Source organism: Streptomyces spiroverticillatus (assembly GCA_014650415.1).
GTDB classification, from domain to species: Bacteria; Actinomycetota; Actinomycetes; order Streptomycetales; family Streptomycetaceae; genus Streptomyces; species Streptomyces spiroverticillatus.
The window spans coordinates 148,573-163,193 of the sequence record BMUX01000011.1; the positions used below are offsets into that span (position 1 = coordinate 148,573).

A 14,621-nucleotide genomic window follows, 5' to 3' on the forward strand; every position below is an offset into this window, starting at 1 on the left:
ACAGTCGTCCCGTCCGTCTCCACACCAGGCCGAGAGAGTGGCGAGTACACGGTGGACGTGCAGAACAAGCTGGACGAGATCGTCGAGGCGATCGGCAGCGCCCGGTCCATGCCCATGTCGGCCTCGTGCGTGGTCAACCGCGCCGACCTGCTGGACATGCTCGAAGAGGTGCGGCAGGCCCTGCCGAACTCCCTGGCGCATGCCCAGGAGCTGATCGGCGGCCGCGAGCAGCTGGTCGAGCAGGCCCGCGAGGAGGCCGCGCGGATCATCGAGTCCGCCCAGGCCCAGCGCGGCGACCTGATCTCCGACACCGAGGTCGCCCGCCGCTCCCAGGCCGAGGCCGACCGCATCCTCGCCGAGGCCCGCGCGGAGGCCGAGGAGATCCGCGCGGAGGCCGACGAGTACGTCGACTCCAAGCTGGCCAACTTCGAGGTCGTCCTCACCAAGACCATCGGCTCGGTGGGCCGCGGCCGCGAGAAGCTGCTCGGCCGGGGCCCCGGCCTGGACGAGCAGGGGTACGCCGACGAGGACGCCCCGGACTACAGCCCGGACCCGGCGACCCTGCTCAGCCGCGCCGACGAGTACGTCGACACCAAGCTGGGCGCCTTCGAGGCCGTCCTCGCCAAGACCCTCGAAGCCGTCGGCAAGGGCCGCCAGAAGCTGCACGGCCGCGTCGCCCACGACGACCTCGGCCTGCACATGGCCGCCCAGGACGACCTGAACCCCTCCGGCCTGCGCGGCTCCGACGCCGACTTCCTCGCCGACCTCGCCGAGCCGCAGCCCGCCGTCCCGGCCCAGGCCGCCCCGCCGCGCGCCCCCGAGCCCCCGCAGCTCCAGCCCCAGGTCCCCGCCCAGCAGCCGTACGACCCCTACGCCGCCCAGTACGGGCAGCAGCCCCAGCAGGACGCCTACGCCGCGAGCTACGGCCAGCAGGACCCGTACGGCTACCAGCAGGACCCGTACGCGGCCTCCTATGCCCAGCAGGGGTACGACCAGTACGGCCAGCCCGTACCGCAGCAGCAGCACCAGCCCCAGCAGTCCCACCAGCAGCAGGGCGCCCTCGACGAGACCAGCATGTTCGACACGAGCATGATCAATCTCGACCAGCTGCGCGAGTACGAACAGGGCCGCTAGCGCCTGGCCGGGGGAGCCCGGGGACCGGATTGGGCCCTGGGCGAAGCGTCAAGTATCCTGGCCATTCGTCGCGGACCACGTCTGCGATTTCGGCTGCCCGATTCGCCATGGATTTCCGTCCTGCGACGCTACGGCAGTCCCTCCACAGCAATCCGAAAGCAGGAAATCCCCTGAACGCGCGCCTCGACCACCGCAACCCTCTCGTGTTCGACACACACGAGCTGGGCCGGCGTCCCGGTGCCCTTCAGCGGCTGACCCGCTCCGCGGAGGCCCCCAAGGACTTCGGTGTCGAAGGGGTCATCGGCGTACCGGAAGGTGCGCCCTTGGAGATCAGGCTCCGCCTCGAATCCGTCATGGAAGGGGTGCTTGTCACAGGCACCGTCCGTGCGGAGGCCGAGGGGGAGTGCGTAAGGTGTCTGGAGCCGGTGCGACTCGACGTCGCGGCGGACTTCCAGGAGATGTTCTCGTACCCTGACGCCGACGACCGGGGCCGTGCAAAAGCGGAACCGGGCGACGACGCCGAGGACGACGAGGACACACTCTTCCTCGAGGACGGCTTGTTCGACCTCGAACCGGTGCTGCGTGATGCGGTGGTGCTCGCACTGCCGATGCAGCCGGTGTGCCGGGAGGACTGTGCAGGTATGTGCTCGCAGTGCGGGACCAGCCTGAACGAGAACCCGGACCACCACCATGACGCCGTCGACATCCGTTGGGCGGCGTTGCAGGGACTCGTCGAGACCGGCCAGGTCGACGAGAAGGACAACGTGGACGACGCTGAATCTGGCGTTGACGAGAAGCAGGAGAAGTAGCCGTGGCTGTTCCGAAGCGGAAGATGTCGCGCAGCAACACGCGCCACCGCCGGTCGCAGTGGAAGGCTGCGGTCCCCACCCTGGTGTCGTGCGAGCGCTGCCAGGAGCCGAAGCTCCAGCACATTGCGTGCCCGAGCTGCGGCACGTACAACAAGCGCCAGGTCCTCGAGGTCTGAGCGGCTGGTGAGAGGCACCATGTCTGAGTCACACAAGACGGACAATGCCTCGTCTCACACGCTTCTGGAAGGGCGGCTCGGGTATCACCTCGAGTCCGCCCTTCTGGTGCGTGCGCTGACCCATCGTTCGTACGCGTACGAGAACGGCGGCCTGCCGACGAACGAGCGTCTGGAGTTCCTCGGGGACTCCGTGCTCGGCCTCGTCGTCACGGACACGCTGTACCGCACCCACCCCGACCTCCCGGAAGGCCAGTTGGCCAAGCTCCGGGCCGCGGTGGTCAACTCTCGTGCGCTGGCGGAGGTGGGCCGCGGCCTCGAACTCGGCTCCTTCATCCGGCTCGGCCGGGGCGAAGAGGGCACGGGAGGCCGGGACAAGGCATCCATCCTCGCCGACACCCTTGAAGCGGTGATCGGTGCGGTCTATCTCGACCAGGGTCTGGACGCCGCTTCCGAGCTGGTGCACCGGCTCTTCGATCCGCTGATCGAGAAGTCGTCCAGCCTCGGCGCCGGACTGGACTGGAAGACCAGTCTCCAGGAGCTCACCGCGGCCGAGGGGCTCGGTGTTCCCGAGTACCTGGTCACGGAGACGGGCCCGGACCACGAGAAGACCTTCACTGCTGCCGCCCGCGTCGGTGGTGTCTCGTACGGCACCGGCACCGGCCGCAGCAAGAAGGAAGCGGAACAGCAGGCGGCGGAGTCCGCATGGCGCGCGATCAGCGCGGCTGCGGCGGAGCGCGAGGCGGCGGCGAAGGCCGAAGCCGAGGCTCCGGCGGCGGCTCCCGCTTCCCAGCCGGACGACGAGAACACGTCGCCGGTCGCCTGACCAGCAGCAATACGTCCGGCCCCGGTGCCGCCCCTCGCAGGGCCGCACCGGGGCCGGACGCATACCCCCCGGAGGAGAGCCGTGCCCGAGCTGCCCGAAGTGGAAGTCGTACGCCGAGGACTGGAGCGGTGGGTCGCCGGGCGCACGGTGGCCGAGGTCCAGGTCCTGCACCCGCGTGCTGTGCGCCGCCACCTCGCCGGCGGCGAGGACTTCGCGCACCGGCTGCGCGGACACCGCATCGGAGGCGCCATGCGGCGCGGCAAGTACCTGTGGCTGCCGCTGGACGACGCACCGCTCGCGGTGCTCGGCCACCTCGGGATGAGCGGGCAGCTGCTGGTGCAGCCCGAGGAGGCGTCCGACGAGAAGCACCTGCGGGTGCGCGTGCGGTTCGAGGACGGGCTCGGTACGGAGCTGCGCTTCGTCGACCAGCGCACTTTCGGCGGGCTCTCGCTGCACGACACCACCCCGGACGGCCTGCCGGACGTCATCGGACACATCGCCCGCGACCCCCTCGACGAGGCGTTCGACGACGCGGCCTTCCACACGGCGCTGCGGCTGCGACGTACGACGATCAAGCGGGCGCTGCTCGACCAGTCGCTGATCAGCGGGGTCGGCAACATCTACGCGGACGAGGCGCTGTGGCGCTCGAAGCTGCACTACGACCGGCCCACCGCCACCATGACCCGGCCCCGCTCGGCCGAACTGCTCGGCCACGTACGGGACGTCATGAACGCGGCTCTCGCCGTCGGCGGCACCAGCTTCGACAGTCTCTACGTCAACGTGAACGGGGAGTCGGGCTACTTCGACCGGTCGCTCGACGCGTACGGGCGCGAGGGCCAGCCGTGCGGACGGTGCGGAACCCTGATGCGGCGGCGGCCGTGGATGAACCGGTCGAGCTACTTCTGCCCGAAGTGCCAGCGGCCGCCGCGGGTGGTCACCGCGCAGTAGGCGGCCACGAGTTGTCAGTGGTGCGTACTAGTGTGCGATCGATGTCTCGTTGATCCGCAGGGTACGCAAGGAGCCACGATGTCCGAAGCCTTCACGACGGCCGAACTCTCCGAGAGGCAGGCCGTCGTCCTCAACGCGGAACCCGGCTCGCCGGGGGCGCGGGAGAGCTCGCTCGGCGGCCCGCCGCTGTGGCCCGCCGACGAGCCCTGGCCGTACTGCGCGCAGGAGGAGCACTGGACGTACGGCTCCGCCGGGGGAAGCAGCGAGCCGATCGTCCCCGGCGCGGTGCCCATGGTGCCGATACTCCAGCTCTTCGCCCGTGACGCGCCGGGCCTGGAGTTCCCCGCGGGGAAGGACGTGTTGCAGGTGGTGTGGTGTGCGCTGAACCACGACGACGGCCCCTTCCTGGTGTCGCCGCGGCTGTACTGGCGCAACGAGGCGCAGGTCGTGGCCGACGGGGCGCAGGCCGAGGCACCCGTGGCGCGCGAGGGGGAGTACGACGAGGACAACGTCCCGGAGCTGTCCGTACTGGCGCCGACCGTGGTGCGGGACCTGCCGAGCGGGTGGGAGACCTGGAACTCCCGGGGCGGCGAGGACGAGGACGACGAGGGCGAAGGGGACGGGCATGTCATCGCGTCCAAGGCCGGAGGCTGGCCCGCCTGGACGCAGCCCCCGAACTGGCCCGACTGCGCGGAGGGGCACCGCATGGAGCACCTGCTGACCCTCACCGGCGACATCCAGCTCGGTGACTGCGGCGGCGTCTATTTCTTCCGCTGCCGCAGGTGCCCGGGAGAGCCGTGGGACTGGCGCGGCGACTGTCACTGACAGCGACGGCGGGCCGGACGGCGGAACCGGGCCGCAGGGGCCCGGTCCATCAGCGTCAGAAGCCGAAGTCCTGCGTCCACCACGGGCCGCCCTCGGCCATGTGCACGCCGACGCCCAGGGTTGTGTACTCGCAGTTCAGGATGTTCTTGCGGTGGCCTTCGCTCTTCATCCAAGCGTCCATCACCGCCTGGGCGTCGGCCTGGCCGCGGGCGATGTTCTCGCCGCCGAGGTTCTTGATACCGGCCTTCGCGGCGCGGTCCCACGGGGTCGCGCCGTCCGGGTCGGTGTGGTCGAAGAAGCCGCGGGCCGCCATGTCGCGGCTGAAGTTGGCGGCCAGCGTGGCCAGCCCCGTGTCCGGGCGGACCGGGCTGCAGCCGACCTTCGCACGCTCCTGGTTGACCAGGGACAGGACCGCGGCCGCCGCGTCGTTCGCGGAGGCGGGGGCCTTGCGTAGCTGGGGGGTGGCAGGCGCCTCGGCGGCCGGAGTCTTCTCCGTACGCTGCGGGGTCGCCGACTCCGGGGCCTTCGCGGCGTCCTTCTTTGCCTCGTCCGGCTTCGTCTGCTTCTGCGAATCGGCGTCGTCGGCCTTGTGCGCCTCGGGCAGTGCGGGGCGCTCGGGGGCCGGGGTCTTCGAGGGGCCCTGCGGCCGCTCCTGCCCCCGCGCCGAGGCCGGGGCGGACGCCCGGTCGGTCGGGGACGCGTCGGCGCCGCCCTGGGCCTTGAGGTCCACCGCGCCGCCCGCGGTCACGTGGTCCCCGGCGCTGTTCCCGCTGCCGCCGAGGGAGTAGTTGTCACCGCCGGGGAGGATGCCGGAGGCCACTGCCACGGCGCCGAAGGCCATGGCCGCGGAGACACCGAGAAGGCCGGTGCGCACGGGGGCGGGGCGCTTCTTCCGGCGGTCGCCGCCGTGGTTGCCGCCTGCCGTTCCGTCCGCGAATTCCTCTGCGGCGGGCCCGGCGGCAGTGCGTCGATGGCGTCCCATCTGCTGTGCCTTCCTCAAAAACTCGACGGTCAATGTGTTCACCCATAAGGATGAGGCTCATTGGGTCGGGACTGTACGGCATGACGGGTGGGGGTGAAGTGCCGCTTGAGCATTTGGCCGGTTAGCGTGCAGTCATGAACGAAGATGCACGACCCGATGCACGGCTCACCGCATGGGTGCGCGGTCGGGTACAGGGAGTGGGCTTTCGCTGGTTCACCAGGGCAAACGCTTTGCAGATCGGTGACCTCGAAGGCTTCGCGCTCAACCTCGACGACGGCCGGGTGCAGGTGGTCGCCGAGGGGCCGCGTGAGAATTGCCACCGTCTGCTGGAGTGGCTGCGCTCCGACGACACTCCCGGCCGGGTCGACGGCGTCACTGAGATATGGGGCACACCCCGTGGGGGCTACACCGGCTTCGCGATCCGCTGACCCGCCGGCCGTCCCGAGCATGCTGCGGGCCCCGGGCGCCGGGGTGCCGCAGTCACGTGCGTTCGGCAGAAATGCCCTGGTGGTTGCCAGAAACGGGTTGCCGTGGAAGGCTGCCCGTACGAGGATGATCTCCACGCCCCCAGGGCCCCGCAGAGAGAGCGTCGCCGCCGGCCCCCAGTGCCGCAGACGGCCGAACGCCCCCGGGTTGCCCGTCGATACGGGCTGTGATCGTGTTGACCGTCAAACTTTTTGGTGAGACTCTGGAATCCCCGCGCACCTTAGCTGTTTGGCAGCGAGAACCGCAGTGAAACAACAGCACTGCCAAGCACCGCGGGTGCGATTCCCTCACGACCCACACCGCTCTCGGTCGGTCACTCAGTGTGGAGGACCACTCATCATGGCAAAGGCGCTTCTCGGTTACGTCGGCGGCTCCGACCCGCGACTCCTCGCCGAGATGCGACGGCTTCAGCAGCGTGTCCAGGATCTCGAGTCCGAGCTCACCCGGATTCAGAACGAGAACGACACGCTCACCGCCGCCGCTCAGCACCGCGGAGACTCTTCTCTGCTCGACGAGGACTTCGACATCGACGTCCCGCGTGCGGAGCCCGCACTCACCTGATCCCTCAGTCGCCGCCCCAGGTCGTCACCTGCGCGGTTTCCTGTGGATCCTGCAAGGGACGTCTCGGCGTCCCTTCTCTCTTTCGTCGGCCCCCGTCGATCTCTCGTCGCCTCTGGTCGACCCCCCGGTCACACCACGTTTTCTTAACGTCTGATGTGCCCTGCACGTTCATCGGTGAAACCGGGACGGCACGGCGAGTCCGGTGTGAGATCGCGACATCCCGGTAAAGTCCGGCTGCGTGCATCTCAAGGCCATGACCCTCCGAGGTTTCAAGTCGTTCGCGTCGGCCACGACGCTCCGTTTCGAGCCGGGCATCACCTGTGTGGTGGGTCCCAACGGCTCGGGCAAGTCCAACGTGGTGGACGCGCTCTCCTGGGTCATGGGCGAGCAGGGCGCCAAGTCGCTGCGCGGCGGCAAGATGGAGGACGTCATCTTCGCCGGCACGACCGGGCGGCCCCCGCTCGGCCGGGCCGAGGTGTCGCTCACCATCGACAACTCCGACGGCGCGCTGCCCATCGAGTACGCCGAAGTCACCATCACGCGGATCATGTTCCGCAACGGCGGCAGCGAGTACCAGATCAACGGCGACACCTGCCGTCTGCTCGACATCCAGGACCTGCTCTCCGACTCCGGCATCGGCCGCGAGATGCACGTCATCGTCGGCCAGGGCCAGCTCGACTCCGTCCTGCACGCCGATCCGATGGGCCGCCGCGCCTTCATCGAGGAGGCGGCGGGCGTCCTCAAGCACCGCAAGCGCAAGGAGAAGGCGCTGCGGAAGCTGGAGGCGATGAAGGCCAACCTGGCCCGCGTCGAGGACCTCACCGGTGAACTCCGGCGCCAGCTCAAGCCGTTGGGCCGCCAGGCCGCTGTCGCGCGCCGGGCCGCCGTCATCCAGGCGGACCTCCGCGACGTACGACTGCGGCTGCTCGCCGACGATCTCGTACGGATGCAAGAAGCGCTCGGCGCGGAGATCGCCGACGAGGCCGCGCTCAAGGCCCGCAAGGAGGCCGCCGAGACGCAGCTCAAGGCCGCCCTCCAGCGGGAGGCGGAGCTGGAGGAGGAGGTGCGCAGGCTCGCGCCGAGGCTCCAGAGGGCGCAGCAGACCTGGTACGAGCTGTCGCAGTTCGCCGAGCGGGTGCGGGGCACGATCTCGCTCGCCGACGCCCGCGTGACCAGCGCGAACGCCGCTCCCGCCGAGGAGCGCCGGGGTCGTGACCCCGAGGACATGGAGCGCGAGGCCGCCCGGATCCGCGAACAGGAGGCCGAGCTGGAGGCCGCCCTGGAGGCGGCGCAGCACGCCCTGGACAACACCGTCGAGCACCGCGCCGAGCTGGAGCGCGACCTTGCCGCCGAGGAGCGCCGGCTCAAAGACCTCGCGCGCGCCATCGCCGATCGCCGCGAGGGTCTGGCCCGGCTGCACGGGCAGGTCAACGCGGCCCGCAGCAGGGCCGGTTCGGCGCAGGCCGAGATCGACCGGCTCGCCGAGGCGCGGGACGCGGCGCAGGAACGTGCCGTCACCGCGCAGGAGGAGTACGAGCAGCTCAAGGCCGAGGTCGACGGTCTGGACGCGGGCGACGAAGAACTGGCCGTCCGGGACGACGCCGCCAAGCGTGAACTCGCCGATGCAGAGCGCGAGTTGAGTGACGTACGGGAGGAGCTGACGGCGAGCGAGCGCACCAGGGCCGCCACTTCCGCCCGCCGGGAGGCCCTGGCGCTCGGGCTGCGCCGCAAGGACGGCACCGGTGCGCTGCTCGCCGCGGATCAGGAGCTGGCCGGACTGCTCGGTCCGGCGGCGGAGCTGCTGACGGTCACTCCCGGGTACGAGGTCCCGATCGCGGCCGCGCTCGGGGCGGCGGCCGACGCCGTCGCCGTGCAGGGCCCCGCGGCCGCGGCCGAGGCGATCCGGCTGCTGCGCAAGCAGGACGCGGGGCGGGCGGCGCTGCTGCTGGCGGGGGAGCGGACGGAGGTCACCACGGGCGAGGGGCCCGCACCGTACGCCGTGGAATTCGTACGCGGACCCGAGGAGCTGATGGGGGCCGTGCGGCGGCTGCTGCGCGGCATCGTCGTGGTCGGGACCCTGGAGGACGCCGAGGACCTGGTCTATGCGCACCCCGGGCTGACGGCGGTGACCGCCGAGGGCGATGTGCTCGGGGCGCACTTCGCGCAGGGTGGTTCGGCGGGTGCGCCGAGTCTGCTTGAGGTGCAGGCGTCCGTGGACGAGGCGGATGCGGAGCTGGCCGGGCTGGGCCTGCGGTGCGAGGAGCTGGCCGGGGCCTTGGTGGCCGCCAAGGAGCGCAAGGCCCGATGTGCCGCGCTGGTCGAGGAGTTGGGGGAGGTGCGGCGCGCCGGGGACCGGGAGCGGTCGGCGGTGGCGCAGCAGCTCGGGCGGCTCGCCGGGCAGGCGCGCGGGGCCTCGGGGGAGGCCGAGCGGTCTGCCGCTGCGGCGGCGAAGGCGCAGGACGCGCTGGAGCGGGCCGTGGAGGAGGCCGAGGTGCTCGCGGAGCGGCTCGCGGTGGCCGAGGAGGCGCCCGTCGAGGAGGAGCCGGACACCTCGATGCGGGACCGGCTCGCGGCGGACGGGGCGAACGCCCGGCAGACCGAGATGGAGGCGCGCCTCCAGGTCCGTACGCACGAGGAGCGGGTGAAGGGGCTGGCCGGGCGGGCCGACTCGCTGGACCGGGGGGCCAGGGCCGAGCGCGAGGCCAGGGCGCGGGCGGAGCAGCGCAGGGCCCGGATGCGGTACGAGGCGCAGGTGGCGGCGGCGGTCGCGGCCGGTGCCCGGCAGCTTCTGGCGCACGCCGAGGTCTCTCTCGTACGGGCCGACGAGGAGCGGTCGGTCGCGGAGGCGGCGAAGGCGGAGTGGGAGAAGGAGCTGGCCGCCGAGCGGGTGCGGGGGCGGGAGCTGAAGCAGGAGCTCGACAAGCTCACCGACTCGGTGCACCGGGGCGAGGTGCTGGGCGCGGAGAAGCGGCTGCGCATCGAGCAGCTGGAGACCAAGGCCCTGGAGGAGCTGGGTGTGGAGCCGGCGGCGCTGGTGGGCGAGTACGGGCCCGAGCAGCCGGTGCCGCCGTCGCTCGCGGCCGAGGGCGAGGAGCTGCCGGAGGATCCGGAGCACCCGCGCAACCGGCCGAGGCCCTTCGTACGGGCGGAGCAGGAGAAGCGGCTCAAGGCCGCCGAACGGGCGTATCAGCAGCTCGGAAAGGTGAATCCGCTCGCGCTCGAGGAGTTCGCGGCGCTGGAGGAGCGGCACCAGTTCCTCTCCGAGCAGTTGGAGGACCTCAAGCGGACCCGGGCCGACCTCCTCCAGGTGATCAAGGAGGTCGACGAGCGGGTGGAGCAGGTCTTCACCGAGGCGTACCGGGACACGGCGCGCGAGTTCGAGGGCGTCTTCTCGCGGCTGTTCCCGGGCGGCGAGGGGCGACTGATCCTGACCGATCCCGACAACATGCTGACCACCGGTGTCGATGTGGAGGCGCGTCCGCCGGGCAAGAAGGTGAAGCGGCTCTCGCTGCTCTCGGGTGGCGAGCGCTCGCTCACGGCGGTCGCGCTGCTGGTGTCGATCTTCAAGGCGCGGCCCAGCCCCTTCTACGTGATGGACGAGGTGGAGGCGGCGCTCGACGACACCAACCTCCAGCGTCTCATTCGGATCATGAAGGAGCTCCAGGAGAGTTCCCAGCTCATCGTCATCACCCACCAGAAGCGCACGATGGAGGTGGCGGACGCCCTCTACGGCGTCTCGATGCAGGGTGACGGGGTGTCGAAGGTGATCAGCCAGCGGCTGCGCTGAGCTTCCCGGGGTACCAGGGGCAGGTACCGGGGCTTCGAGTGGTGAACACCGCGCAGGTGTGCGCCACTGGAAGTCCACTTGACGAGCCTGCCCCCCACGGACATGCCCGGCGAAGCGGCCGGGTCCCAGGAGTTCACGTGACCAGCACAGAGCAGACGCCGGCGTCGTCCGGGAGCCAACCGGCCCCGGACCACCTCGGGCACGTCATCTTCATCACCGCCGCTGCCGCGATGGGTGGATTCCTCTTCGGCTACGACAGCTCCGTGATCAACGGCGCCACCAAGGCCATCGGCGACAAGTACGACATCGGGGCCGGCGCCCTCGGGCAGGTCATCGCCGTCGCCCTGATCGGCTGTGCGATCGGCGCCGCCATCGCGGGCCGCATCGCCGACCGGATCGGCCGTATCCGGGTCATGCAGATCGCCGCCACGCTGTTCACGGTCAGCGCCGTCGGGTCCGCACTGCCGTTCGCGCTGTGGGACCTCACCATGTGGCGCTTCCTCGGCGGCATCGCGATCGGCATGGCCTCGGTGATCGGCCCGGCGTACATCGCGGAGGTCGCCCCGCCCGCGTACCGGGGCCGGCTCGGCTCCTTCCAGCAGGGCGCGATCGTGCTGGGCATCGCGATCTCCCAGCTCGTCAACTGGGCCATCCTCAACTGGGCGGGCGAGAACGACCGGCACAAGATCCTGTGGGGCATGGAGGCCTGGCAGGTCATGCTCGGGGTGATGGTCATCCCCGCCGTGATCTACGGTCTGCTGTCCTTCGCCATCCCGGAGTCCCCCCGCTTCCTGATCTCCGTCGGCAAGACCGCCAAGGCGAAGAAGATCCTCACCGAGGTCGAGGGCGAGGGCATCGACCTCGACGCCCGTGTTGCCGAGATCGAGCAGGGCATGCGCAGCGAGCACAAGTCGACCTTCAAGGACCTGCTGGGCAGTAAGTTCGGCTTCCTGCCGATCGTCTGGATCGGCATCGGCCTCTCGGTCTTCCAGCAGCTCGTCGGCATCAACGTCGCCTTCTACTACTCGGCGACGCTGTGGCAGTCCGTGGGCATCGACCCGAGCCAGTCGTTCTTCTACTCGTTCACCACGTCGATCATCAACATCATCGGCACCGTGATCGCGATGATCTTCGTCGACCGGATCGGCCGCAAGCCGCTCGCCCTGATCGGTTCCATCGGCATGACGGTCGCCCTCGCCTTCGAGGCCTGGGCCTTCTCCGCCGACATGGTCGACGGCAAGCTCCCCGACACCCAGGGAATGGTGGCCCTGATCGCCGCCCACGTCTTCGTGCTCTTCTTCGCCCTGTCGTGGGGTGTCGTCGTCTGGGTCTTCCTCGGCGAGATGTTCCCCAACCGCATCCGTGCCGCCGCGCTCGGCGTGGCCGCCGCCGCCCAGTGGATCGCCAACTGGGCGATCACCGCGAGCTTCCCGAGCCTGTCGGAGTGGAACCTCTCCGGGACGTACGTCATCTACACGGTCTTCGCGGCCCTCTCGATCCCCTTCGTGCTCAAGTTCGTGAAGGAGACCAAGGGCAAGCGGCTGGAGGACATGGGCTGACGCTCATTCCCCGGCTGCTGCCCCGGTTCGCGACGCGAGCCGGGGCAGCACCTTTTCGGCGAAGAGGCTCAGGCTGCGCCGCCCCTCCTCCACCGGCATCCCTCCGCACAGCGGATGCAGTACGAGGCTCTGCGCGTCCAGCGCCGCGCACTGCTCCGGCGTCACGATCCGGTACACCCCTTCGGCGCGCAGCTCCGCGACGCTGGTCGCGGAGGAACGTACCGCCGAGCGGATGTCCTTGGACTGCCAGGAGGCGTACGTACGGGCCTCGTGCAGGAAGTGCTTCCCGTACGTCGCCCAAGCGCGCTCCGGATCCTCGCTGACGTGCAGCAGCGGGGTCTCGGCCCCCGGCATCATGCAGAAACCCTGCGTCCCGTGGGCCGTGCACTGCTCCTGGTAGTACGCCTCCAGCTCCGGCAGGTGCGCGCTCGGGAAGAATGGCAGCCCGAGCCGGGCCGCCCGCCGGGCCGCCGCCTTCGAGCTGCCGCCGACCAAGAGCATGGGGTGGGGCTGGGTGTACGGGCGCGGGGTGACCCGCACGGTCCGGCCGCGGAACACGAACGGCTCACCGGACCAGGCCTTCAGCAGGGTCTCCAGCAGTTCGTCCTGGAGCTTGCCGCGCCTGCCCCATTCGGCGCCCAACTGCTCGTACTCCTCGGGGCGGTAGCCGATCCCCGCGACGGTGACCAGCCGGCCGCCGCTCAGCAGGTCCAGGACGGCGATGTCCTCGGCGAGGCGCAGCGGATCGTACAGCGGACCGATGATCGCCGAGACCGTCACGGCGATGCGCTCCGTCGCGCCGAAGACCGCGCCCGCGAAGGCGAAGGGGGAGGGCAGCCAGCCGTTGGCGGCGCCGTGGTGCTCCTCCGTCTGGACCGTGTCGATGCCGTGCTCGTCGGCGTACGCGGTCATCTCCAGGGCGGCGCGATAGCGCGCGGACAGGGACGCCGGAGTCGCGTCGGGGTCGACCAGGTTGAACCGGACCACTGAGAACGCCATGACGCGAAATCCCCCTCCACAGGTGGAGGGGGACCTTAGCTGACGAAGCGTCAGATCGACAGGGTCTCGCGCGATTCCGTCGCGGCCTGCGGCGCGGGCTTCTGGCGCGGCAGGACCGCGTACAGGGCGGCGGCGACCAGGATCGTCACGACCCAGCCGAGACCGTTCTCGCCCAGCCAGGTGGTGGCCAGCGGGCCGGTGAACCACTCGACCTTGGTGAAGAGCAGACCGACGACCAGCGCGACGCCCCAGGCGACCATCGCGGTCCAGGCGAAACCGCCCTTGTACCAGTAGGCGCTGGTGCGCGTGGTGTCCATCAGTGCCTCGCCGTCGTACGACGTACGCGTGAACATGTCGACGCCGAAGACGCCGATCCACGCCGAGAACGCCACCGCGAGCAGCGTCAGGAAGGAGATGAACGAGCCGATGAAGCTGGTCGCCACCACCATCAGCAGGAAGCCGAAGACCAGGCTGATGATCGCGTTGACGCTGACCGCCCAGGCGCGCGGCACCTTGATGCCCAGCGTCTGCGCGGTGAAGCCCGCCGAGTACATCGACATCGAGTTGATGAGGAGCATGCCGATCAGGGCGATCACCAGGTACGGCACCGAGATCCAGGTCGGCAGCAGCTCACCGATGAAGGACACCGGGTCCTGCGCCTTCGCCAGGTCCGGCGTGGAGACCGCCATGACCGCGCCCATCAGCACCATCGGCAGCACCACGATGCCCGCGCCGCCGATCGACGCGCCGACCATGCCCTTGGGCGATGCGGTGCGCGGCAGGTAGCGGGTGAAGTCCGGGCCCGAGGGGACCCAGCTGATGCCGCCCGCGGCGATCGTGCCGATGCCCGCGATCAGCATCGCGGTGGAGCCCGCGGGCTTGGCGAAGACGGACGCCCAGTCGGTGTTCGCGATCAGGTAGACGAGGACGAGCACGCTGAAGACGCCGAAGAGGTACGTCGACCACTTCTGGCACACGCGCAGGGCGTTGATGCCGAGGCCGGAGACGACGAAGGTGCAGGCCACGAAGAGGAGGAGGGTGACGACCACCAGGGTGGTGTTGCTCTTCACCCCGAAGAGCAGATCCAGCACAGTAAGTACTGCGTACGCGCCGGTCACCGCGTTGATGGTCTCCCAGCCCCAGCGGGCCACCCAGATCAGCGAGCCCGGGAAGAGGTTGCCGCGCTGGCCGAAGACCGCACGGGAGAGCGCCATGCCGGGGGAGCCGCCGCGCTTGCCGGCGATGGAGATCAGACCGACCAGGCCGTACGAGACGATCGGCGCGGTGATCGAGACGACCAGAACCTGCCAGAAGTTCAGGCCGTTGAAGACGATCAGGCCCGCGCCCATGGTGAGCAGAAGCACACTGATGTTGGCGGCGACCCAGGTCGGGAAGAGCTCGCCGACGCGGCCGGTGCGCTCGTTGTCGGGGACGGGCTCCAGACCACGGGTCTCGACGGTGCCCTCGGTCTGGGCTCCGGGCTTGCCCTCGTTGCCCTCGGCAGGAGGGGTTTCTGCGGTGGTGCTGCTCAT

Annotated in this window: 13 protein-coding genes; 10 read left to right on the forward strand and 3 right to left on the reverse strand. The window is 70.3% G+C overall.

Annotated features, from left to right (window positions below):
- The first annotated feature begins 51 nt into the window (after window positions 1-51).
- The 6 genes from IE269_RS27340 (at window position 52) to IE269_RS27365 (ending at window position 4,715) form a co-directional block, all read left to right on the forward strand.
- On the forward strand, window positions 52-1,134 hold the full coding sequence (locus IE269_RS27340; protein WP_189825821.1) for an ATP synthase subunit B family protein: 1,083 nt from the start codon (window positions 52-54) through the stop codon (window positions 1,132-1,134).
- Window positions 1,135-1,304: 170 nt separating this feature from the next.
- Window positions 1,305-1,943, forward strand: a complete 639-nt coding sequence (locus tag IE269_RS27345; RefSeq protein ID WP_229898269.1) for a YceD family protein — start codon at window positions 1,305-1,307, stop codon at window positions 1,941-1,943.
- Between the two features lie 2 nt (window positions 1,944-1,945).
- Entirely contained in the window at window positions 1,946-2,119 is a 174-nt protein-coding gene (rpmF, locus tag IE269_RS27350) for a 50S ribosomal protein L32 (protein WP_003965982.1), read from the forward strand.
- Between the two features lie 19 nt (window positions 2,120-2,138).
- Window positions 2,139-2,942, forward strand: coding sequence for a ribonuclease III (gene rnc / locus IE269_RS27355; RefSeq protein WP_189825823.1), 804 nt, complete (start codon window positions 2,139-2,141; stop codon window positions 2,940-2,942).
- 81 nt (window positions 2,943-3,023) lie between these two features.
- Window positions 3,024-3,890, forward strand: coding sequence for a bifunctional DNA-formamidopyrimidine glycosylase/DNA-(apurinic or apyrimidinic site) lyase (gene mutM / locus IE269_RS27360; RefSeq protein ID WP_189825824.1), 867 nt, complete (start codon window positions 3,024-3,026; stop codon window positions 3,888-3,890).
- Between the two features lie 78 nt (window positions 3,891-3,968).
- Complete coding sequence (locus IE269_RS27365; RefSeq protein ID WP_189825825.1) at window positions 3,969-4,715, forward strand: DUF1963 domain-containing protein; 747 nt, start codon at window positions 3,969-3,971, stop codon at window positions 4,713-4,715.
- A gap of 55 nt (window positions 4,716-4,770) precedes the next feature.
- Here IE269_RS27365 and IE269_RS27370 read toward each other — a convergent pair whose 3' ends face one another.
- Entirely contained in the window at window positions 4,771-5,697 is a 927-nt protein-coding gene (locus IE269_RS27370) for a CAP domain-containing protein (protein ID WP_189825826.1), read from the reverse strand.
- Between the two features lie 134 nt (window positions 5,698-5,831).
- Here IE269_RS27370 and IE269_RS27375 point away from each other — a divergent pair, with 134 nt between their 5' ends.
- The 4 genes from IE269_RS27375 to IE269_RS27390 all read left to right on the forward strand — a co-directional run bounded on the left by IE269_RS27375 (window position 5,832) and on the right by IE269_RS27390 (window position 12,090).
- Complete coding sequence (locus IE269_RS27375; RefSeq protein ID WP_189825827.1) at window positions 5,832-6,125, forward strand: acylphosphatase; 294 nt, start codon at window positions 5,832-5,834, stop codon at window positions 6,123-6,125.
- A gap of 397 nt (window positions 6,126-6,522) precedes the next feature.
- On the forward strand, window positions 6,523-6,744 hold the full coding sequence (locus tag IE269_RS27380; RefSeq protein WP_189825828.1) for a hypothetical protein: 222 nt from the start codon (window positions 6,523-6,525) through the stop codon (window positions 6,742-6,744).
- 238 nt (window positions 6,745-6,982) lie between these two features.
- Complete coding sequence (gene smc / locus IE269_RS27385) at window positions 6,983-10,531, forward strand: chromosome segregation protein SMC (protein WP_189825829.1); 3,549 nt, start codon at window positions 6,983-6,985, stop codon at window positions 10,529-10,531.
- A 137-nt stretch (window positions 10,532-10,668) separates the two neighbouring features.
- Window positions 10,669-12,090: a sugar porter family MFS transporter gene (locus IE269_RS27390; RefSeq protein ID WP_189825830.1), complete on the forward strand. Its 1,422-nt coding sequence runs from the start codon at window positions 10,669-10,671 to the stop codon at window positions 12,088-12,090.
- 3 nt (window positions 12,091-12,093) lie between these two features.
- Here the strand turns inward: IE269_RS27390 and IE269_RS27395 are convergent, their stop codons facing one another.
- Complete coding sequence (locus tag IE269_RS27395; RefSeq protein WP_189825831.1) at window positions 12,094-13,089, reverse strand: LLM class flavin-dependent oxidoreductase; 996 nt, start codon at window positions 13,087-13,089, stop codon at window positions 12,094-12,096.
- 50 nt (window positions 13,090-13,139) lie between these two features.
- Window positions 13,140-14,621 (reverse strand): cytosine permease, encoded by a 1,482-nt coding sequence (locus IE269_RS27400; protein ID WP_189825832.1) that lies wholly within the window; start codon window positions 14,619-14,621, stop codon window positions 13,140-13,142.

Bases quoted from the DNA above. Each gene is read 5' to 3' on its own strand.
- IE269_RS27370 (WP_189825826.1), bottom strand. From the start codon at position 5,697: ATGGGACGCCATCGACGCACTGCCGCCGGGCCCGCCGCAGAGGAATTC.
- IE269_RS27380 (WP_189825828.1), top strand. From the start codon at position 6,523: ATGGCAAAGGCGCTTCTCGGTTACGTCGGCGGCTCCGACCCGCGACTC.
- IE269_RS27400 (WP_189825832.1), bottom strand. From the start codon at position 14,621: ATGAGCAGCACCACCGCAGAAACCCCTCCTGCCGAGGGCAACGAGGGC.
- rnc (WP_189825823.1), top strand. From the start codon at position 2,139: ATGTCTGAGTCACACAAGACGGACAATGCCTCGTCTCACACGCTTCTG.
- IE269_RS27375 (WP_189825827.1), top strand. From the start codon at position 5,832: ATGAACGAAGATGCACGACCCGATGCACGGCTCACCGCATGGGTGCGC.
- IE269_RS27365 (WP_189825825.1), top strand. From the start codon at position 3,969: ATGTCCGAAGCCTTCACGACGGCCGAACTCTCCGAGAGGCAGGCCGTC.
- IE269_RS27395 (WP_189825831.1), bottom strand. From the start codon at position 13,089: ATGGCGTTCTCAGTGGTCCGGTTCAACCTGGTCGACCCCGACGCGACT.